15 protein-coding genes and 1 pseudogene are annotated in these 20,035 nt (G+C 67.6%); 9 read left to right on the top strand and 7 right to left on the bottom strand.

What is annotated here, in order from left to right; all coding sequences use genetic code 11:
* Positions 1-51: 51 nt before the first annotated feature.
* The 5 genes from ACW17Z_RS07730 (at position 52) to ACW17Z_RS07710 (ending at position 7,820) form a co-directional block, all read left to right on the top strand.
* The gene (locus tag ACW17Z_RS07730; protein WP_492058243.1) at positions 52-2,073 is read left to right on the top strand and encodes a tetratricopeptide repeat-containing sulfotransferase family protein; all 2,022 of its coding nucleotides are present in this window, start codon (positions 52-54) and stop codon (positions 2,071-2,073) included.
* Positions 2,074-2,200: 127 nt separating this feature from the next.
* Positions 2,201-4,561 (top strand): TonB-dependent receptor, encoded by a 2,361-nt coding sequence (locus ACW17Z_RS07725; RefSeq protein WP_492058242.1) that lies wholly within the window; start codon positions 2,201-2,203, stop codon positions 4,559-4,561.
* A 223-nt stretch (positions 4,562-4,784) separates the two neighbouring features.
* Entirely contained in the window at positions 4,785-6,098 is a 1,314-nt protein-coding gene (locus ACW17Z_RS07720) for an amino acid permease (RefSeq protein WP_492058241.1), read from the top strand.
* A gap of 5 nt (positions 6,099-6,103) precedes the next feature.
* Entirely contained in the window at positions 6,104-7,408 is a 1,305-nt protein-coding gene (locus tag ACW17Z_RS07715; protein ID WP_492058240.1) for a Xaa-Pro dipeptidase, read from the top strand.
* 175 nt (positions 7,409-7,583) lie between these two features.
* The gene (locus ACW17Z_RS07710) at positions 7,584-7,820 is read left to right on the top strand and encodes a hypothetical protein (protein ID WP_492058239.1); all 237 of its coding nucleotides are present in this window, start codon (positions 7,584-7,586) and stop codon (positions 7,818-7,820) included.
* Here ACW17Z_RS07710 and ACW17Z_RS07705 read toward each other — a convergent pair.
* The 3 genes from ACW17Z_RS07705 to ACW17Z_RS07695 all read right to left on the bottom strand — a co-directional run bounded on the left by ACW17Z_RS07705 (position 7,817) and on the right by ACW17Z_RS07695 (position 11,423).
* Positions 7,817-8,422 carry a TetR family transcriptional regulator C-terminal domain-containing protein gene (locus ACW17Z_RS07705; protein WP_419320053.1) on the bottom strand — a complete coding sequence of 202 codons (606 nt, stop codon included), beginning with the start codon at positions 8,420-8,422 and terminating at the stop codon, positions 7,817-7,819. The genes ACW17Z_RS07710 and ACW17Z_RS07705 overlap by 4 nt on opposite strands.
* 45 nt (positions 8,423-8,467) lie before the next feature.
* On the bottom strand, positions 8,468-9,619 hold the full coding sequence (locus tag ACW17Z_RS07700) for an aromatic ring-hydroxylating oxygenase subunit alpha (protein WP_492058238.1): 1,152 nt from the start codon (positions 9,617-9,619) through the stop codon (positions 8,468-8,470).
* 160 nt (positions 9,620-9,779) lie between these two features.
* Positions 9,780-11,423, bottom strand: coding sequence for a phytoene desaturase family protein (locus ACW17Z_RS07695; RefSeq protein ID WP_492058237.1), 1,644 nt, complete (start codon positions 11,421-11,423; stop codon positions 9,780-9,782).
* 347 nt (positions 11,424-11,770) lie between these two features.
* Here ACW17Z_RS07695 and ACW17Z_RS07690 point away from each other — a divergent pair.
* Positions 11,771-11,881 (top strand): annotated as a pseudogene (locus tag ACW17Z_RS07690) (hypothetical protein); the annotation flags it as partial.
* Between the two features lie 543 nt (positions 11,882-12,424).
* On the opposite strand, the gene ACW17Z_RS07685 reads toward ACW17Z_RS07690, so the two are convergent.
* The 3 genes from ACW17Z_RS07685 to ACW17Z_RS07675 all read right to left on the bottom strand — a co-directional run bounded on the left by ACW17Z_RS07685 (position 12,425) and on the right by ACW17Z_RS07675 (position 17,165).
* On the bottom strand, positions 12,425-12,766 hold the full coding sequence (locus tag ACW17Z_RS07685) for an endonuclease domain-containing protein (RefSeq protein WP_492058500.1): 342 nt from the start codon (positions 12,764-12,766) through the stop codon (positions 12,425-12,427).
* A 239-nt stretch (positions 12,767-13,005) separates the two neighbouring features.
* The gene (locus tag ACW17Z_RS07680) at positions 13,006-16,071 is read right to left on the bottom strand and encodes an efflux RND transporter permease subunit (RefSeq protein ID WP_492058236.1); all 3,066 of its coding nucleotides are present in this window, start codon (positions 16,069-16,071) and stop codon (positions 13,006-13,008) included.
* Between the two features lie 2 nt (positions 16,072-16,073).
* The gene (locus ACW17Z_RS07675) at positions 16,074-17,165 is read right to left on the bottom strand and encodes an efflux RND transporter periplasmic adaptor subunit (protein ID WP_492058235.1); all 1,092 of its coding nucleotides are present in this window, start codon (positions 17,163-17,165) and stop codon (positions 16,074-16,076) included.
* Positions 17,166-17,255: 90 nt separating this feature from the next.
* On the opposite strand from ACW17Z_RS07675, the gene ACW17Z_RS07670 reads away from it, so the two are divergent.
* Both ACW17Z_RS07670 and ACW17Z_RS07665 read left to right on the top strand, forming a co-directional pair.
* A complete protein-coding gene (locus ACW17Z_RS07670; RefSeq protein ID WP_492058234.1) occupies positions 17,256-17,888 on the top strand; it encodes a TetR/AcrR family transcriptional regulator in 633 nt (210 codons plus the stop codon).
* A gap of 74 nt (positions 17,889-17,962) precedes the next feature.
* On the top strand, positions 17,963-18,172 hold the full coding sequence (locus ACW17Z_RS07665; protein ID WP_492058233.1) for a hypothetical protein: 210 nt from the start codon (positions 17,963-17,965) through the stop codon (positions 18,170-18,172).
* On the opposite strand, the gene ACW17Z_RS07660 is transcribed toward ACW17Z_RS07665, so the two are convergent.
* Positions 18,169-19,560, bottom strand: a complete 1,392-nt coding sequence (locus tag ACW17Z_RS07660; RefSeq protein ID WP_492058232.1) for an aminotransferase-like domain-containing protein — start codon at positions 19,558-19,560, stop codon at positions 18,169-18,171. The two genes, ACW17Z_RS07665 and ACW17Z_RS07660, sit on opposite strands and share 4 nt — an antisense overlap.
* A gap of 49 nt (positions 19,561-19,609) precedes the next feature.
* Here ACW17Z_RS07660 and ACW17Z_RS07655 point away from each other — a divergent pair, with 49 nt between their 5' ends.
* Positions 19,610-20,017, top strand: coding sequence for a DUF983 domain-containing protein (locus ACW17Z_RS07655; protein ID WP_492058231.1), 408 nt, complete (start codon positions 19,610-19,612; stop codon positions 20,015-20,017).
* The last annotated feature ends 18 nt before the right edge of the window (positions 20,018-20,035 follow it).

Raw genomic sequence — 20,035 nt, 5'->3', positions numbered from 1 at the left:
AGGGGGCAAGTGCGAATTGACAAGCTCCGCGAGCCTCTCTCTCCTCGCCCGATGACCACACAGACGACCTCTGCCCAGGGCGGCCTCGCCACCGCGCTTGAACACGCCCAGCGTCTGCTGGAGCGCGACCCGGCCCTGGCCCGCCAGCAGGCCGAAGCCATCCTGGAAGCGGTTCCGCGCCACGCCGGCACGACCGTGGTGCTGGCCGCCGCGCACCGTCTGGGCGGAGACCCCGACAAGGCCCTGGCCGTGATCGCGCCGCTGGCGCGGGGCCTGCCCAGCCTGGCCGAGGGCCAGCTGGAGCTGGGTCTGACCCTGGCCGATCTGGGGCGCACCGACGAGGCCGTCGCGGCCTTCCGGCGCACGGTCGCGCTCGATCCCCGCGCCGGCGAAGCCTGGCGCGGTCTGGCCGAGGGGCTGGACCTGATGGGCGACACGGCCGGCGCCGAGCAGGCCCTGGCCCAGCAGCTGCGGGCCTCGACCCGTGATCCGGCCCTGATCGAGGCCGCCGCCGCCCTGATCGACAACCGGCTGGGCGAGGCCGAGCAGCGGCTGCGCGACCACCTCGCCGACCATCCCGCCGACGTCGCCGCCCTGCGCATGCTGGCCGAGACCGGCGCCCGGCTGGGCCGTTACGAGGACGCCGAGCGCCTGCTGACGGGTTGCCTGGAGATCGCGCCCGGCTTCGCCGCCGCGCGGCACAATCTGGCGACCATGCTCTATCGCCAGAACAAGTCGGCCCAGGCCCTGGCCCAGATCGAGCGCCTGACCGACCGCGATCCGCGCCATCCCGGCTATGCCAATCTGCGCGCCGCCATCCTGTCGCGGCTGGGCGAGTACGACACCGCCATCGGGATCTATGAGCGGATGCTGGCCGAGTTCCCCAACCAGCCCAAGGGCTGGATGAGCTATGGCCATGCCCTCAAGACCGTGGGCCGCCAGCCCGACTGCATCGCCGCCTATCGCAAGGCGCTGGAGCTGTCGCCGGGTCTGGGCGAGGCCTGGTGGAGTCTGGCCAATCTGAAGACCGTGAAGTTCGACGCCGCCGACCGCGCCGCCATGGCCGCCGGGCTGGAGCAGCCGGACCTGTCGGACGATGACCGCCTGCATCTGCACTACGCCCTGGGCAAGGCGCTGGAGGACGCCAAGTCCTATGCCGACTCCTTCCAGCACTATGCCGCCGGCGCGGCGATCCGGCGCCAGCAGGTCGACTACGATCCTGAGGAAAACCACGCCGATGTGGCGCGCTCACGCGCGGTGTTCACCCCGGCCCTGCTGGCCGCCACGGCGGGGCAGGGCTGCCCGGCGTCCGATCCGATCTTCGTGGTCGGCCTGCCGCGCTCGGGCTCGACCCTGATCGAGCAGATCCTGGCCAGCCATAGCCAGGTCGAGGGCACGATGGAGCTGCCCGACCTGATCGTCATGTCGCGGCGACTGGGCGGCAAGGCCAACCGCCGCGAGGATTCGACCTATCCGGAAATGCTGGCCGACCTGTCGCCGGACGCCCTGCGGGAACTCGGCGAGGAGTATCTGGAGCGCACCCGGGTGCAGCGGAAGACGGACAGGCCGTTCTTCATCGACAAGATGCCCAACAACTTCGCCCATACCGGCCTGATCCACCTGATCCTGCCGAACGCGAAGATCATCGACGCGCGACGCCATCCGCTGGGCTGCTGCTTTTCGGGCTTCAAACAGCACTTCGCACGAGGCCAGGCCTTCAGCTATGACCTGACCGACATCGGCCGCTACTATGCTGACTATGTGGACCTCATGGACCACTTCGACACCGTGCTGCCGGGCCGGGTCCACCGGGTGATCTATGAGGCGATGATCGGCGATCCGGAAGGTCAGATCCGCGCGCTGCTGGATCATTGCGGCCTGCCGTTCGAGCCGGCCTGCCTGAACTTCCACGAGAACGACCGCGCCGTGCGCACGGCCAGTTCCGAACAGGTTCGCCAGCCGATCTTCAAGGACGCCGTCGAGCATTGGCAGAATTTCGAATCGGCTCTGGGCCCGCTCAAACATGCATTGGGAGACTGTCTGGCGACTTATCCGGACACGCCCAGAAATTGAACACCCCGTTCGGGGTCTGCCATTTCTGCAACAGTCGGAAGATTCGGGATTTTCTGGCGCTTTCCGCCTTGCCGAGCGCTTGGCCGCGGCCGAACATCGTTCCCTTAAAATGGTACGGGGAGCGACCATGACGACGCGTAAAAATTTCAGGCGGGCGGGAGTCTATTCGGCCGCGTTGCTGGCTTCGACCATGCTGACCAGTGTGGCGGCCATGGCCCAGGAGAGCCAGGCCGTTTCGCTGGAAGCGGTGTTGGTCACGGCCCAGAAGCGATCCGAAAATCTGCAGGACGTGCCGGTCAGCATCCAGGCGATGGGTGAGGCCAAGCTGGAGCAACTGCAGGTCTCAAACTTCGTCGACTATGTGAAGTATCTGCCCAGCGTGTCGTTCACGACCTCGGGCCCCGGCTTTGGTCAGGTCTATATGCGTGGCGTCGCCAGCGGCGGCGACGGCAACCACTCGGGGTCGCTCCCCAGCGTCGGCGTCTATCTGGACGAACAGCCGACCACCACGATCCAGGGCGCGCTCGATCTGCACGTCTATGACGTGGCGCGGGTCGAGGCTCTGGCCGGACCGCAGGGCACGCTTTACGGGGCCAGCTCGCAGGCCGGCACACTGCGCATCATCACCAACAAGCCCAGCACCGCCGGCTTCTCGGCGGGCGTCGATGTCGAGATCAACCAGGTTGATGGCGACGCGTTCGGCCATGTCGAGGAGGCCTTCGTCAACATCCCTCTGTCCGACACCATCGCCGTGCGCCTGGTCGGCTGGAACGAGGAAACGGCCGGCTATGTCGACAACGTCAAGGGCACCCGCACCTATGGTCGCGGGACAGCCGACACCAGCGACGACCTGACGATCAGCAACGCCGGGGTCGCCAAGGACAACTACAACAACTCCAACACGCTGGGTGGCCGCGCCGCCCTGCGGGTCGAGCTGGGCGAGAACTGGATCATCACCCCGGCCATCATGGGGCAGCGCACCAAGTCGCGCGGCCTCTACGCCTTTGACCCCAAGGTCGGCGACCTGAAGGTCACACACTTCTACCCAGAGGGTTCGAACGACGAATGGGCCCAGGCGGCCCTGACCATCGAGGGCAAGGTCGCCAATCTCGACGTGACCTATGCCGGCTCGTACCTCAAGCGCGACGTTGATACCCGTCAGGACTATACGGACTATTCCTATTTCTATGACCAGATCGGCTACGGCTTCTACTGGACCAACGACACGGGCGGCCTGGCCAATCCGTCGCAGTATATTCAGGGCAGGGACGGCTTCACCAAGGAAAGCCACGAGTTCCGCGTCGCTACGCCCGACGACAAGCGCCTGCGCTTCATCGGCGGCCTGTTCTATCAGCGCCAGCAGCACAACATCACCCAGCGCTACAAGATCGACGGCATTGGCTCCGACATTGAGGTGCCCGGCTATAGCGACACCATCTGGCTGACGGCCCAGCAGCGGATCGACCGTGACTATGCCGGCTTCGGCGAAGTCACCTACGACATCACGCCGAAGCTGACCGCCATGGCCGGCATCCGCTTCTTCAAGTCGGACAACTCGCTGGAAGGCTTCTACGGCTACGGCACCGGTTATGGCGGCACGGGTGAGCGGGCCTGCTTCCGCACCGGCGGCGTCAATGGCGCGCCGTGTACGAACCTGGACAAGCGGGTCAAGGAAACCGGCAACGTTCCCAAGGTCACGCTCACCTACAAGTTCGACGACGACAAGCTGGCCTATGTCACCTATTCGGAAGGCTTCCGGCCGGGCGGTATCAACCGCCGCTCGACCCTGCCGCCCTACCAGGCCGACTATCTGAAGAACTATGAGTTCGGCTGGAAGACCAGCTGGATGGAGAACCGCGTCCGCTGGAACGGCGCCGTGTTCATGGAAGACTGGAAGAACTTCCAGTTCTCGATCCTGGGCGCCAACGGCCTGACGGAAATCAAGAACGCCAACCAGGCCCGCATCAAGGGCGTTGAGAGTGATGTCACGCTCGCCGTGTCGCGCGGTTTCACGATCAACGCTTCAGCCGCCTATACCGATGCCCAGCTGGCGGCCAACTATTGCGGGGTCACGGACGCGGCCGGTAATCCGATTACCAACTGCGCCAGTCCACAGGCGCCGGACGGTACGTCGCTGCCCGTCACGCCCAAGTTCAAGTCCAATCTGACGGCGCGTTACGAGTTCGATCTGGGCCCTTACCAGTCGTATGTTCAGGCCGCCACGGTCTATCAGACGGGGACCTGGTCAAACCTGCGACTGGCCGACCGTGCCTTTATCGGTCGTCAGCCCAGCTATACGCTCATCGATCTTTCGGGTGGGCTGAGCAGGGACGAGTGGTCATTGTCGGTGTACATCAAGAACCTTACCGACAAGCGCGCCAGTCTGAACCGCTATGCCGAATGTGCCATCTCTACCTGCGGGCCACAGCCCTATACTGTGCCCAATCAACCGCGCACGATCGGTGTGAAGGTCGGTCGCACGTTCTGATCGTTAAGGGGGCGGCTCGCAGGAGCCGCCCTTTTTTCGATTGAGACCCTGATTTTGTGGCGTGTCTCCATCCCTCCCGCTCAGCGCGGCCAAGGTCCTACCCCGCCTTCTGGCCCCAAAGATCGGGACTTGATCCGCCTTGTGAGAGCGCCCGGCGGTCCGGCTTGCCGGCCCTGACCCGGGAGCCGGCCTCGGTCGGGCAAAGCGGAAAAGGTATGCTTTCGTGAAAGTCGTCGAACCCAAGGCTTTGGGCTTCTGGATGTGCGTGGCCCTCGTTGTGGGCAACATGATCGGCTCGGGCGTCTTCATGCTGCCCGCCTCTCTGGCCCCCTATGGCTGGAACGCCGTGGCGGGCTGGGTCCTGACCATCGGCGGCGCCCTGTGCCTGGCCTTCGTGTTCGCGCGCCTGGCCAAGGCCTTTCCGCAGGGCGGCGGCCCCTACATCTACACCCAGGAGGCCTTCGGCCCCGCCGCCGGCTTCATGGTGGCGTGGAGCTATTGGATCTCGATCTGGGTCGGCAACGCGGCCATCGCCGCCGGCACGGTCAGCTATCTCAGCGTCTTCTATCCGCAGATCGCCACCCAGACCGGCCTGCACTGCGCGATCACCCTGGTGATGATCTGGGGCCTGACGATCATGAACTGCTTCGGCGCGCGGCTGGCCGGCGGCATGCAGGTGGTGACCACGGCCCTGAAACTGCTGCCCCTGATGGGCGTGATCCTGCTGGCGGCCGTGGTGCTGGGCAAGACCGGCGGTTCCACCATCCTGCCGTTCCAGGCCCAGGACCTGACGCCGGTCGGCATCACCGCCGCCGCCACCCTGACGCTGTGGGCTCTACTGGGCATGGAGTCGGCCACCGTGCCGGCCGGCAAGGTCAAGGATCCCGAACGCACCATTCCGCGCGCCACCCTGGTGGGCACCGCCTTTGCCGGGGTGATCTATCTGATCGTCTGCTCGGCGGTGGTGCTGATGACCCCGGCTGACATGCTCAAGACCTCCAACGCGCCGTTTGCCGACTTCGTGGGCCTGTATGGCGGCGGCGACGCCCGGCTAGTGCTGGCCGGTTTCGCGGCGATCAGCGGCTTTGGGGCCCTGAACGGCTGGATGCTGCTGCAGGGTGAGGTGCCCTACGCCATGGCCAAGGGCGGGGTCTTTCCGGCCTTTCTGGCCAAGACCTCCAAGCGCGGCGCGCCGGTCCGGGCCCACGTGCTGTCCAGCCTGTTCCTGACCGTGCTGGTGACGATGAACTACGCCAAATCGATGGTCGAGCTGTTCACCTTTATGGCCCTGCTGGCCACGGCCATCTCGCTGTTCGCCTATCTGTTCTGCGCCATGGCGGCGCTGCGCCTGCAGAAGCAGGGCCGGATGGAGCCTTCGCGCGCCGTGACCGTGGTGGCGATCATCGCGACGATCTACTCGTTCTGGACGCTGTATGGCGCGGGCGAGGCCAGTCTGTGGAGCCTGGCGCTGCTGGTGGTGGGCCTGCCGATCCACTGGCTGATCAAGCGGTTCGCCGTCGTTCCCGCCACGGAGTGAAGACCATGCCGCGCAGCCTCACCGTCCTGGCCGGCGCCGTTCTGGCCGCCGGTCTTGTCGCCCTGACCCCGCCCGGCGCCCTGGCCCAGGTCAGGCCGACCTATGTCCATGCCGGCAGGCTGGTCGACACCGAGGCCGGCAAGGTTCTGACCAACCAGCTGATCCGCATCGAGGGCGAGCGCGTCGCCGCGGTCGGACCCTGGACGGCCGCGCCCGCCGACGGCCCTGTGCTGGACTGGAGCGGCTTTACCGTCCTGCCCGGCCTGATGGACATGCACACCCATCTGGTCGACCAGGAGCAGACCGACAACATCGCCGAACCCCTGCTGACCACAGCCGCCGAGCAGGCCTATATCGGCGCCGCCCACGCCCGGGCCACCCTGATGGCCGGCTTCACCAGCGTGCGCGACGTGGGAACCTGGCGGGCGTTTGGCGACGTCGCCCTGCGCGACGCCATCGACAAGGGCCTTGTGCCGGGCCCCCGCATGTCGGTGGCCGGCGCCTATATCACCACGCCCGGCGGCGGCGGCGAGATCACCGGCATCGCCGCCGATGTCGGCATCCCGCCCGACATGCGGCGCGGCGTGGTCGAGGACGTGGCGGACACGCACAAGAAGGCCCGCGCCCTGCTGGTGGGCAGGGCCGACTTCCTCAAGCTGATCGCCACCGGCGCCGTGCTGACGGTCGGCACCGAGCCGGGTCAGATGGAACTGTCGGCCGAGGAAATCGCCGCCGCCGTCGAGGAAGCCGCCAAGCGTGGAACCTACGCCACCGCCCACGCCCATGGGGCCGAGGGTATCAAGGTGGCGTTGCGGGCCGGGGTGCGCTCGATCGAGCACGGCTCGCTGATCGACGACGAAGGCATCGCCCTGATGAAGGCCAGGGGCGCCTATCTGGTGGCCGATATCTATAACGGCGACTTCATCGACGCCTATGGAACAGCCCACGGCTGGCCGGCCGAGACCCTGCGCAAGAACCTTGAGACCACCGACGCTCAGCGGATCGGCTTCGCCAAGGCGGTCAAGGCGGGTGTGAAGATCGCCTATGGCACCGACGCCGGGGTCTTTCCCCACGGCCAGAACGCCAAGCAGATGCCCTACATGGTCAAGTACGGCATGACGCCGATGCAGGCGATCCAGTCGGCGACGACCGTCTCGGCCGCCCTGATGAGCAAGTCCGCCGATGTGGGCGCGATCAGCAAGGGCCGCTATGCCGACATGATCGCCGTCGCCGGTGACCCGCTGGCCGACATCGCCATCCTGTCCTCGGTGGCCAAGGTGATGAAGGGCGGCGTGGTGGTGAAGGAGTAACCCTCCTCACCGCTCTTCCCCTACGTCGCCTCAAAGCTGCTCCAAGATTCACCAGCCTTCGCCTTGGCGCGGCCTGTGCAATGTGCAATGCAACACGTATGTTGCTGTGCAGCATTGAAACACTGTCACGCGGACGCTGTATGTCCGACGCTTAAGCCCGTCCAAGGAGTTCCTCATGGCCACCGAACACAAGTACTTCGTGCGCCCGGTCTCCGGTGTCTGGCATGTGACCTGGAACGATGCGCCGGACCTGATCGGCTCCTATTCCTGCCAGGCCGAGGCCCAGGCCATCGCCGAAATGCTGGCCCGCCACATGCGCGTGCAGGGCAAGACCGCCAAGGTCGAGGTGTTTGAACCCGAAGTTCGCCGCGCTACCTGGGGCCGCAGCATCGTCAGCCACGCCGCCGCCTAATCTAAGAAAACCGGCGTCGGCGAATAGCCCGCCAATAGCCGTTCCGCGATCGCCCCGGCCTCGGCCGGGGTGAAGACCGTCGGGTCCAGGCACAGTTCCAGCCACAGACCGTCGACCACGGCGGTCAGGCCGATGGCCGCCAGCCGCGCGTCGACGCCGGTGTCGCAGGCGGTCAGCAGCTCCTCCAGCCGCGCGCGATAGCCGGCATAGGTCCGCCGATGAATGTCGGCGATGGCGTCATTGATCTTGACCAGACTCCAGAACGCCAGCCAGGCGGCCAGTAGCTGTTCGTCCAGCACCGGCGGCCGAAAGCTGGCGGTCAGATAGGCCGACAGCCGGGCGCGGGGCGCGGCTCCCGCCTGCGCGACCGCAGCTTCCAGCGCCGCGTCGATCCGCTGGCCCACCGCCTCATAGGCGGCCGCGATCAGGGCGTCGACGCCGTCGAAATAGTGCCGCAGCAGGCCGGGCGAGACCCCGGCCTCCGCGCAGATTGTCCGCACCGAAGCGCCGGCCACGCCGTCGCGGGCCAGCACGGTCTCGGCAGCGGCGACCAGCGCCTGGCGGCGGACGTCGGCGGTCTCCCGGGTAAAGGCGGCGCGCATGATCTTAGCCCTCCCCCTCGATGGGGGAAGGGAGATGTACGCCCATCACCACCCCGTCGGCGGCCGATCCAGCCGCGCCTCGGGGATAAGCGCCCGCATCTTGCGGCCAAAACTGCGCAGCGAAACCTCCGAGCTGGCCAGCGGCCCCGCCGTAAAGCTGCGCGACGCCATCCCCTCCTGCACCCGGGCCACCAGCTCGGTGTCCTCGGTATTGACCTGACGGTTGATGCGCCAGTTCAGATAGCGCGCCGCCTTCATCTCGCGGCGGTCGTCGGGCAGGGCGTAGGCGATCTCGCGGATCAGGGTCTGGGTGGCCGAGACCGGGATGAACTGCATGAAGTCCACCTGGTCGGGATAGATGTCGAAGGCGAAGTTCGGCCACAGCTTGAAATAGGTCCACAGCCGCTTGCGCTCGGGCGGCAGGTGCGGAACGTCGGGCAGCAGGTCCTGATACAGCCGCTCGGACGGATTGTTCGAAGGCTCGTCGATCAGTTGGCCCCACATCTTGTCGACCCAGGGCTCGGCTTCGACGCCATAGCCCTTGCCGAACAGCCGGGTCAGGCCCGGATGGGCGACGGGGATGTGCAGGCCGTCCGAATAGTTGTCGCTGATGTTCTTCCAGTTCACCGCCCGGGGCCGCAGGGTGACGCGGCCGAACGGCTGCAGGTCCTCGAAGCGATAGTGGGCCACCTCATGATCGTAGGGCGCCATCATCTCGGCGACGGACGGGCCATCTCCCTCCAGTCGGGTGAAGACAAAGCCGCGCCAGACCTCGACACCCACCTTGACAAGGCCCTGCTTGTCCATGTCCAGCGCCGGATAGGTGTCGCGCATCGGCACGCCGATCAGCCGGCCTTCCAGGTCGTAGGTCCAGGCGTGGTAGGGGCAGACGATGCGGCCGCCGCCCTTGCCACAGCTGCCGCTGGGGCCGTCGACCAGCCGCGCGCCGCGATGGCGGCAGACATTGGTGAAGGCCCGCACGCCGCCGTCCCGGGCGCGCACCACCACGACGCTCTCGCCCAGGAAGTCCAGGGTGTGGAAGTCGCCGGCCTTGGGGATGTCGTTCAGATGGCAGACCACCTGCCACGAGGGCCGCAGGATCCTGTCCTGCTCTTCCTTGAAGAACCGGTCGTTGCCGTAGGTCCAGCCGGGCAGGCCCCAGTCCGCTTGTGGGTCGGTGTTTGAGCTTCCAGTCATCGCGCTCGCCCTCCTTTTCCGCTCTCCCCGGCGAAAGCCGGGGCCCAGATCGAACCCAAGAGCCGCTGGATCTTGAGCGCCTGCGCTGGGCGCGAACACCCCAGCCTCTCTGGATGAATCTGGATCCCGGCCTTCGCCGGGAAGAGCGGATTTTGTTGCATCACCGCCCCACCGCCGACAGCTTCAGCGCCGTGACAAAGTCCTTGTCGCGCAGGATCTCGCGCGCCGCGTTGCGGCCCGGATTGCCGGACACCCCGCCGCCCGGATGACAGCCGGCGCCGCACATGTAGAGGCCCTTCAGCGGGCCGCGATGGCTGGCGTGACCCAGCACCGGCCGAGCCGCCCACAGCTGATCCAGCGACATGTGGCCATGCATAATGTCGCCGTTGACCAGGCCGAACTTCCGCTCCAGGTCCGTCGGCGACAGGATCATCCGTCCCAGGACCGAGGCCTTGAAGTTGGGGGCCCAGTCATTGACCGTGTCGATGATCAGGTCGGCCGCCGCCTCGCGCTCGTTGTCCCAGGTGCGACCGTCAGGCAGGTCCCAGGCAAACTGCTGGCAGAACAGGCTGGCCACGTGCTGGCCGGGCGGGGCCAGGGTGGGGTCCAGGGTCGAGGGGATCAGCATCTCGACGATCGGCTTCTTGCTGATGCCGAAGGCCTTGGCGTCGCGATAGGCCTCGTCCATGTAGTCCAGGCTGGGCGAGATCACGATGCCGCACTGATGGTGCTCGGCCGAGACCTTGCCGGGCAGGCAGGTGAAGTCCGGCAGCTCCGACAGGGCCACGTTCATCCGGAAGGTGCCCGAGCCGTTCTTGTAGCCCTTGATCGCTTTCGTGAAGGCGGCGGGCAGGGCCGAGGGCGCGATCAGCTTGCCGTACAGCAGCGACGGATTGAGGTTGGACGAGATGATCGGGGCCATGATCTGGCGGCCGTCCACCAGCTGCACGCCCGTGGCTCGGGGGCCGTCCTTGCCGTGTTCGACATGCACCGCCTCGACCGGCGCATCGAGCAGGATCTCGACGCCCAGCGCTTCGCAGGCCTTGGCCATCGCTTGAGTGATCGCGCCCATGCCGCCGATCGCGTGGCCCCAGGCCCCCTTCTTGCCGTTCACCTCGCCGAAGGTGTGGTGCAGCAGCACATAGGCCGAGCCCGGGCTATCGGGGCTGGCGAAGTTGCCGACCACGGCGTCGAAGCCGAAGCTGGCCTTGACCGCGTCGCTCTCGAACCAGCCGTCCAGGAAGTCGCGGGCGCTCTTTGTGAACAGGTCCAGCAGGTCGCGCTTGCGTTCCTTGCTCAGCAGGGCCAGCCGCGTGCCCTGGCGGGCGCCGCGCAGCAGGCCGTGGATGCCGTCGCCCAGATTGGGCGGGGTCTCGGCCGCCAGGTCGCGCAGCACGTCGCCGATCTCGTCGAGCATGGCGTAATAGGCCGGCAGCACCTCGGCGTCGCGGCGGCTGTACTGGCGGAACGCCTCCTGGGTGCGCTCAAGACCGCCGCCCAGTTTCAGATATTTGCTGTCGCTGATCGGCAGGAAGTTGGAGATCGGTCGCTCGACGATCTTCAGGCCGTGGCCGTGCAGGCCCATGTCGGCCAGCACCTTGGGGCTCAGCAGGCTGACCGTGTAGCTGGCCACCGAGTTGCGGAAGCCTGGGTGAAATTCCTCGGTCACGGCCGCCCCGCCGACCACGCTCCGCGCCTCGCAGATCGTGACCTTCAGTCCGGCCGTGGCCAGGTAGAAGGCGCAGACGAGGCCGTTGTGGCCGCCGCCGATAATGACGGCGTCGCGGGTTTGTGCAGCGGCCATGTGGTGTGTTCCCCGAGTTGAAGGGGAGAGGTTGCTATACGAGTGTATAATAGGCAAGGGCGCGCGGGTTTTCAGCCTCACGCGACTGCTCGCTGAAGGGATGGAAAGGGTCGCGGAGCGTCCGGACCACGTCCGGAGGAAAATAGAATAACCGTTTCGACGAAGCCGAGCGCTCCGCGTGGTCGTTATCCATCAGCGTCCCGGCGGGTGGCCCAGTTGGGGCCTTACCGGAACCCGGACGCCTCGGTTTCCCGAAGTCCCGAAGGTCGGGGGGCGTGGGGCCAATCCTGACCAACACTCGCCTTGATCCCCATCCACGCCGACGGCGGGCGGGTCCTGCAACGCCAGGATCCCCGGACCGGTCGAGTATCCCCCTCGACCCCAGCCCCGCTCGATCACCCCCCGCCGCCGCAATGGTCGCTGGCCTTGCGCCCTTTCCTCGCGACGAGGTGGGATGATTATGCGGGCGGTTTGAACGCCGAGGATTGGCGCGATCAAGTTTTTTGCAAGCGGTTGATCCGGTTGGGGTTTGCTTTGAAAAGAATGGGGATTGGGCGCGGCCAATCCCCGTACGCCCAGCCCTCTCCCAGAGGGAGAGGGAGGGACCCACGCTTGCGTGGGAGGGTGAGGGGTTACACCGGTGGCCGTCCTGGCGCCCGACGGCCCTGCCTTGTCCGGAAGGGCTTCGCAAACCCCTCATCCTCCCACGCCTGCGGCGCGGGCCCCTCCTTCTCCCTCTGGGAGAAGGGTTCGATCTAGGCGCCCAGCCCCCCTTCGCGCCGAAGGGAGCCATCCTTAAATCTCACGGCGAGACGATCGCCGGACTGACCTGGTCAGACCGGCACGCTGCAGCCTCCAGGAGATTTAAGGATGAGCGGGACGCGGGGCGTTCGCTTGCTGGCAATGAGCCGGGGACCGCTTTCGACCCAAGCCGGGCTCAATCAACCCTCTCTCTTTGAGAGAGGGCGGGGCCCGCCGCGCAGCGGTGGGAGGGTGAGAGGTTACACCCTGTCCGAACGAAGCACCGCCAGGATGTCATCTGATACGCCGCCAGGGTCGGTCAGCACCCGCGCGTTGGGAAACCTCATCACAACATAGCCGTAGAGTTCCAGCGCCTGGGTGCGCTGTTCATCATAGTCCTCGCGGCCTTCATGGGCCTCGCCGTCTAGCTCCACGATCAGCTTGCCCGCCTCGCAGACGAAGTCGGCGAAGTAGCGGTCTATAGCGACCTGCCGCAGGAACCTGAACCCGCCCAGTCGGCGATTGCGAACGAGGGTCCAGAGCGTCTTCTCGGCCAGGGTCTGGCTACGGCGGAGGCGACGGGCAATGGCGGTCTTGTCTATGTCGAGAGCATGATCTGAAGCGTCTGGGCGCTCAACGACAGGAATCGGGATTTTCCGGCCAACGGCGAAACCTCTCACCCTCCCACCGCCTACGGCGGCGGGCCCCGCCCTCTCTCAAAGAGAGAGGGTTTCGTTCAGAGCGTCCGCTCCTCACCCTTCCCGGACCTTGGCGGCGTCAGCTTTTAGGCTACGTGTCGCTCCGCCTGCGCCGCCCGCCGCGTGGGCGCCGTCGGAAAACCCTAGGCCCGCTCGTCACCCCGCGCCGTCAGCCAGTACATCACCGGCGTCGCCACCCGCGACAGCACCGTGCTCGTGATCAGCCCGCCGATGATCGCGATGGCCAGCGGCGAGTAGAGTCCCGACCGCTCCAGCGCCAGCGGCAGCAAGCCGCCGATGGCCGTCACAGAGGTCAGCAGCACGGGCAGGAACCGCACCTCGCCGGCCTTTTCGATGGCGTCGTGCAGGCCCATGCCCTCGCGTCGCAGCTGTTCGGTGAAGTCGACCAACAGGATCGAGTTCTTGATCTCGATGCCGATCAGGGCGATCAGCCCGATGGTCGCCGTAAAGCTCAGCGAGTTGCCGGTGATGGCCAGGGCCGCCACCGCGCCGAAGATGCCGAACGGGATGATGCCGGCCACGACCAGGGCGGTCTTGAACTTCTGGAACTCCAGGACCAGCACCGCCAGGATGCCGAACACGGCCACCAGCACCGCCGCGCCCAGACCGGCGAAGCTTTCCGACTGGGCCTCGGCCTGGCCGCCCAGGCCCAGGCGATAGCCGGGGGGCATGGGCAGGTCCTTCTCCATCCGGGCCACGACGTCCTGGGTCACCTTGGCGGCCAGGAAGCCGGTGGAGACATAGGCGGTGACCGTCACTGTCCGCTCACGGTCGAAGCGGTCGATGCGGGCCGGGCTGGATTTCAGGGTCGGGGTGGCCACGGCGTCCAGGCGCGCGGCCAGGCCGTCGGCGGTGGGCACATAGATCCCCTTGAGGGCCGACAGCGGATTGCGCGCCGCGCCGTCGGCCTCTTCCATCGGCAGCCGCACCTTGACCGCATAGTCGTCGCCGTCCGGATCGCGGAAGCGGGCGGTTTCCTCGCCCGACAGGGCCAGCCGCGCCGCGCGGCGGGCCGCGCCGGCGGGCACGCCCAGGGCCGAGGCCTTGGCCTCGTCGACGCCCAGGTCGAGATCGGTGCGGTCGAGGCGGACGGGGTTGGTGACGTCGCGCGTGCCGGGGGTGGCCTTCAGGATCTCCTCGGCGCGGGCGGCCAGGGCCTTCAGCGCGTCCAGGTTCTGGCCGGTCAGACGGATGGCGATCGGCGCGTCGATGGGCGGGCCGTTCTCGAAGGTGACGACGCTGATCCGCGCGCCGGGGAAGTCGCTGAAGTCCTTGCGCAGACCGTCCAGCACCTTGTCGCTCTTGTCCGGCTCCCAGGCCTTGAGGCTGACAAAGACCTCGGCATAGGTGGTGGCGCTCTCGCGTTGCGACTGGTTGTAGAAGATCTGCGGATTGCCCCGGCCCAGATTGGCGGCGCGCCAGGTGACTTCGGGGGTGGCCTTCAGGCGCTGCTCGACGAATTTCAGGGCGCGGTCGGTGCGGGCCAGGGATGAGCCGTCGGGCGTCTCGATGCGCACCAGGAACTGCGGCGTCTCGGCCGGCGGGAACAGGCTGGAGCCGATCAGTTTCAGCATCGGATAGGTGGTCAGGCACAGGGCCAGCATGATCGCCAGCGCCGCCCAGGGTCGGGCCAGAGCCCAGTGCAGCACCGGGCGATAGAAGCGGTGAATGCCGCCATTGACGGCCCGCAGCAGGGCGTTGCCCTCGGGATCGGAATGCTTGTCCAGGATCCGGCTGGCCAGGAACGGGATGATGGTCATCGAGACCAGCAGCGAGGCGGCGATGGTGCACAGCACCGTCACCGGCAGCGACTTGATATAGGCCCCGGAGCCGGCGGGCAGGGCCATCAGCGGCAGGAAGGCCAGCATCAGGGTCGCGGTGCAGCCGATCACCGCCAGGCCGATCTGGCGGGTGCCGTTGACCGCCGCCTCGGTGCGCTCCTCGCCCTCGCGGATGCGGCGGGCGATGTTTTCGGTGATGACGATGCTGTCGTCGACCAGCAGGCCCAGCGACAGCACAAAGCCGGCGATCGACAGCTGGTTGAGGGTAAAGCCAAAGGCCTGCAGCATCGACAGGCCGATCAGCAGGCTGAGCGGGATCGAGACCATCACCACCAGCCCGGCGCGCGGCCCCAGCGGCAGCAGGGTGATCAGCACCAGAACCAGGGCGATGCCGAAATCGCGGAACAGGGCGTTGAGCCGGTGCTTGACGTTGTCGGCCTGGACGAAGCCACGTTGCAGCTTGACGCCGGCCGGCAGGATCTTTTCGTACTCGTCCAGCACCTGCTCGACGCTCTTGGTGATCTTGGTGACATCCTGGCCGTCCTTCTGGGTCACGGTCAGGAACACGGCGCGCTGGCCGTTGAAGCGGGCCAGATGGGTTGGCTCCTGCTGAGCCCAGGCCACCTTGGCCACGTCCCGCACCCGGGTGACCTGGCCGCCGATGGCGCGCACGGGGGTGTCGCCCACGGCCTCCAGCGAGCGGAAGGCCCCGCCGGACTTGACGTTGAAGCGCCGCTCTCCGGCTTGCACGGCGCCGATCGGCGCCTCGGCGCCCGCCTGGCGCAGGGCGTCGGCGACGGCGGTGGCGGGCAGTCTCAGGGCTGACAGACGCGCCAGGTCCAGCGTGACCTGAACCTCGGAAGACGGCGCGCCCCAATAGCGGGCCTCGCGGACGCCGGGCACGCGGTCGAGCCGTTCGCGCAGGCGGTCGGCCGTCTTTTCCAGGCGGCGCATCGGTAGCACGTCGCTGGTCAGGGCCACCTGGACGATGGCGACCTCGGTGGTGCGGGCCCGCTGGATGTCCAGCCGGGCGATGCCGCTCGGCAGATTGCCGCGAATGGCGTTCACCTCGCGCACGACCTGATCGTATTTGCGCTCGGGATCCACATCCCAGGTGAAGTGGACGCGGACCGAGGCCGCGCCATCGGCGCTGGTCGACTCGACCTTTTCGATATTGTCCAGACCGTCGACGGCGTCCTCGATCGGGTCGACGACCAGTTGCTCCATCTCGGAAGGCTCGGCCCCCGGCAGCACGGCGCGGACGATGACGATCGGGATCGGGAAGTGCGGATCTTCCGAGCGCGGAATGCTGGTGAAGGCGTTGAAGCCCAGCATGACCAGCAGGCCAAACGCCACCAGGGTGAACTGCCAGCGATGAACGGCCAGTCCGGCGAGGTCGAACTTCACGACTATCGGCTCCCGGCCAGCTTTGCGGGGTCGACGACACGGACCTTCTCGCCGTCGGAGACGAAGCCGGCCCCGGCCGTGATCACCTGGGCGCCGTCGGCCAGGCCCGAGACCAAGGCGTCGTCGCCGTCAAAGCCGCCAAAGCCGACAGCCGTGCGGCGGGCGACGCCGCGGTCCAGCCGCAGCACGAAGGCGCGGGCGCCCTGGGCTTCCAGCACCGCCTCGGCGGGAATGCGGGCATATTGGCCGCCTGCGCTTGGCGCGGCGCGAACCGTCAGCTCGGCATTGGCGATCTGGCCGCTGCGCAGCTCTGGCCGGCCGGCCAGTTCGATCTCGACGGTCACGGCCCCTGTGCGGGTGTCGGCCGCCTCGCCCACGCGGGTGACGGTTCCGTTCAGCAGCTGTCCGCTCAGATCCTCGACCCTGACCCGGGCGCTGTCGCCCACCCGGACGCGGGCGGCGTCACGGGCCGCCAGCGGCAGGCGCAGGACCAGGGGGCTGGTCAGGTCGGCGACGCGCGCCACCACCTGGCCGGGCTGGACCACTTCGCCGGTCTGGGCGGTACGGGCCAGCACCACGCCCGAAGCAGGGGAGACCAACTGGGCCCAGCGCCGGTCGAAACTGGCCGAGCTATAGGCGGCCTGGGCCGATTTCAGCACGCTCTGGCGGTCGTCCAGCCGCTGTCGGCTGACATAGCCCTTCTCGAACAGAGCCTTGTCGCGCTCGACGTCGCGGCGGGCGCGCTCGAGGTCGGCCGAGGTCTGCTGCTGGCGGGCGTCCAGATTGGCCGGATCGATGGTGGCGATGACCTGGCCGGCGCGGACGCTGTCGCCTGCCTCGACGCTCATGCGGGTCAGCACCCCGGCGATACGGAACGACAGCGCCATTTCGCGCCGACGCTCCAGCGTGCCGGTTCCCGAAACCGCGTCGGCGGCATGGGGCGCTGCGACCTGAGCGGCCTCGACGGGCGTCGGCAGGGCAGGGGCTTCAGCCTGCTCGGCCTTGCCGCCGCACGACGCCAGCAAGGGCAGGGCGGCGGCGAAGACGAGCGGCCGCAACGCGCGTTGGAGAAGGGGCTGGGGAGAGCGCCGCATCGTCCTTGTTCCAGATCAATCAATGATAAGTTATCAGTGATAGATTGTTGTCGCTTGTCAAGCTTGGCGCGGAGTGATGAAGGTTGGAAAATGAAGACGTCAACCACGCGGTCGCCGCGTAAGGCCAAGGGCCACGGGGCCGAACGCCGCGAAGAGATCCTCGCCGCCGCCCTGACCCTGTTCAGCGAGCGCGGCGTCCACGCCGTCTCGACCCGGCAGATCGCCGAGCTGGCCGGAATTTCGCAACCGGCGCTCTATGCCTATTTCACCACCAAGGACGACATGGCCGCCGAGCTGTGCGTGCGGGCCTTCGCCACCCTGGTCGAGCGTATGGGGGCCGCGCGCGTTCACGGCCAGCCGACAGTGGAGAATTTCGAGCGGTCGCTGCGGGTTTATGTCGATTTCGGGATCGAGAACCCCAACCCCTATCGCGTGGCGTTCATGATCGAGAAAAGCCATGACGGCGGGTTTTTGGAAAAGACCGCCGACCGGCCGTTGATCGCGGGGCTGGAGGCGTTCGATCTCTTCCGCGACATGGTCGGTGAGTACCAGGCCGCCGGCCTGACGGTTCTGGACGACGCGCAACTGGCCACCCAGACCCTGTGGGCCGGTCTTCATGGCCTGGTGTCGCTGCTGATCGCCCGGGCGGAATTTCCGTGGGTCGAGCGCGAAACCCTGATCGCGGCCCATATCGCCATGCTGCGGCGTGGCGCCCTGAAGTAGAGCGCTGACGCAGGGGCGTGGCAAAGTCGGCTCCGGGAGCCTATATCCGCGCCTTGATTTTACCGGAGCCTCCCATGGCCAAGCTGCAGCCCCTCCAGTCGTTCAGCCTGCAAGAAACTGAAGACGGCTATCGCCTGCTGGTCTCGGCCATCGGCGGCGACACCCTGTATGTCTCGATCACCGCCGAGCAGATGGACGACATCATCGACTCGCTGGAACTCGCGACCGGCGGCGATGCCGACGGGGACGGTGAAGACCGGGACGAAGACGAAGGCGCCTTTTAGGAGGACTCCGCCGCCAGCAGTCCCGCGACGTCGCGCAGGGCCCGGGCCAGGGTCGAGGCCTTGGCCGGCGCGCCCAGCGACAGCCGAAGACCCTCGCGCGTGACGCCCGGCGCGCGGAAGGTCTCGGCGTCGACCAGGGACAGGCCGCGCGCCCGCGCCGCCGCCAGAAGTCGCCCCCGGCGCCCGCCGGCGGGCAGTTCCAGCCAGACATGCAGGCTCTCAAGCCCGCCGACCGCCATCGGCAGGATTTCGGCCGCCAGGCGCCGCCGTTCGATCGCCTCGTGGCGCACGCCGTCCAGCACCCTCCGGGCGTCACCTTCGCGGATCCAGCTGGTGACCACGGCCGCCATCAAGGGCGCGGGCATCTGGGCGATGGCGTGCAGGGCCCCGGCCGTCTCGGCCACGCGATCTTCCGGCGCCGCGACGAAGGCGATGCGCAGGCCCGGCGACAGGGTCTTGGCGGTGGTGGCGATGTGGAACACGCCCTGCGGCCACAGGCTGGCCAGGGCGGGCAGGGGCGTGGCCGAGGAGAGGCCATAGGCGTCGTCCTCGAGGATCACGACCCCGGCCGCCCGGGCGACCTCGACGATGGCCTCGCGTCGCGCCAGGCTCATCGTCGCGGTGGTCGGGTTCTGGAAGGTGGGCGTGCAGCAGATCGCGCGGGGGCGATGCCGGGCGCAGAGCTGGGCCAGGGCCTGTGGCTCAAGGCCTTCATCATCCATCGGGCAGGCGATGACCCGCAGGCCCCGCTGGGCGGCGGCGGTCAGCAGGCCCGGATAGGTCAGGGCTTCGACGATGATGGTCTCGCCCGGGCGGGCGAGCAGGGCCAGCAGGGCGCTGAGCGCGGTCTGGGCGCCGCTGCCGATCAGCACGCGATCGGGCGAAACCGCGCCCAGGGTCGGCGCCAGCCAGCTGGCCGCCGCCGTGCGCTGGGCCAGGGATCCGGCGCCGGGGTGATAGGCCATCAGCGCCGCCGGATCGGTGCGGGCCAGCACCGCGGCGGTCGTCTCGCGCAGCAGGGCGCCCAGGTTCAGGCCTCGAGGCTGGGGCGGCAGGTTCATCGACAGATCGACCAGCCCGGCTTCGTCCTCGCCGACCCGCCCGCGCACGAAGGTGCCGCGACCGGCGGTTCCCTCGATCAGTCCACGCTCGCGAGCGATGGCGTAGGCGCGGGTGACGGTGGTGAAGTCCACGCCGACCAGCCGGGCCACTTCGCGTTGGGCGGGGATCTGGTCGCCGGCCTGCAACTCCCCGTCCGCGATCGCGGCCTCAAGCGCCTGGGCCAGCCGCTGATAGACGGGACCGGTCAGGGCCTCTGCGCGTTTCAGCCAGGCGGCGGACGGATGCGACAGCATGACGGTTGTCTCGCGGCTCACAAATACATACATTGCATCCAGAATGTATGTATCAATTGCGCGATTGTAGGAAGGGCTTTTGATGGCCGATCCAGTCTACAACTCCCCCCCGCCCGTCATTTCCGGCCTGCGTTGCCGCTGTCCGCGCTGCGGCGAGGGCAAGCTGTTCCGGGGGTTCCTGACGCTGGCCCCGGCCTGTGATCGTTGCGGTCTGAGCTATGCTTTCGCCGATCCCGCCGACGGCCCGGCCTTCTTCGTGATGAGCGGTGTCGGCATCATCGTGATCGGCGTGTTCGCCTGGGTCGAGATCGCCTATCGCCCGCCGATCTGGGTGCATTTCGTCACCGTCTTCCCGGCCCTGATCGCGGCGTGCCTGGGCACGCTGCGGCCGGTCAAGGCCTGGCTGGTGGCGTCGCAATACATCCACAAGGCCGAGGAAGGCCGGTTCGAAAGCGTCGGACGGCATGACCGCGACAGCCGTCGGCTGTAAACGGGCCCCCTTCGCCGG

The organism is Caulobacter sp. GSs2, assembly GCF_058680895.1.
The sequence above is the reverse complement of the archived record's forward strand: the minus strand, read 5'-3'. Positions and strand labels throughout refer to the sequence as shown.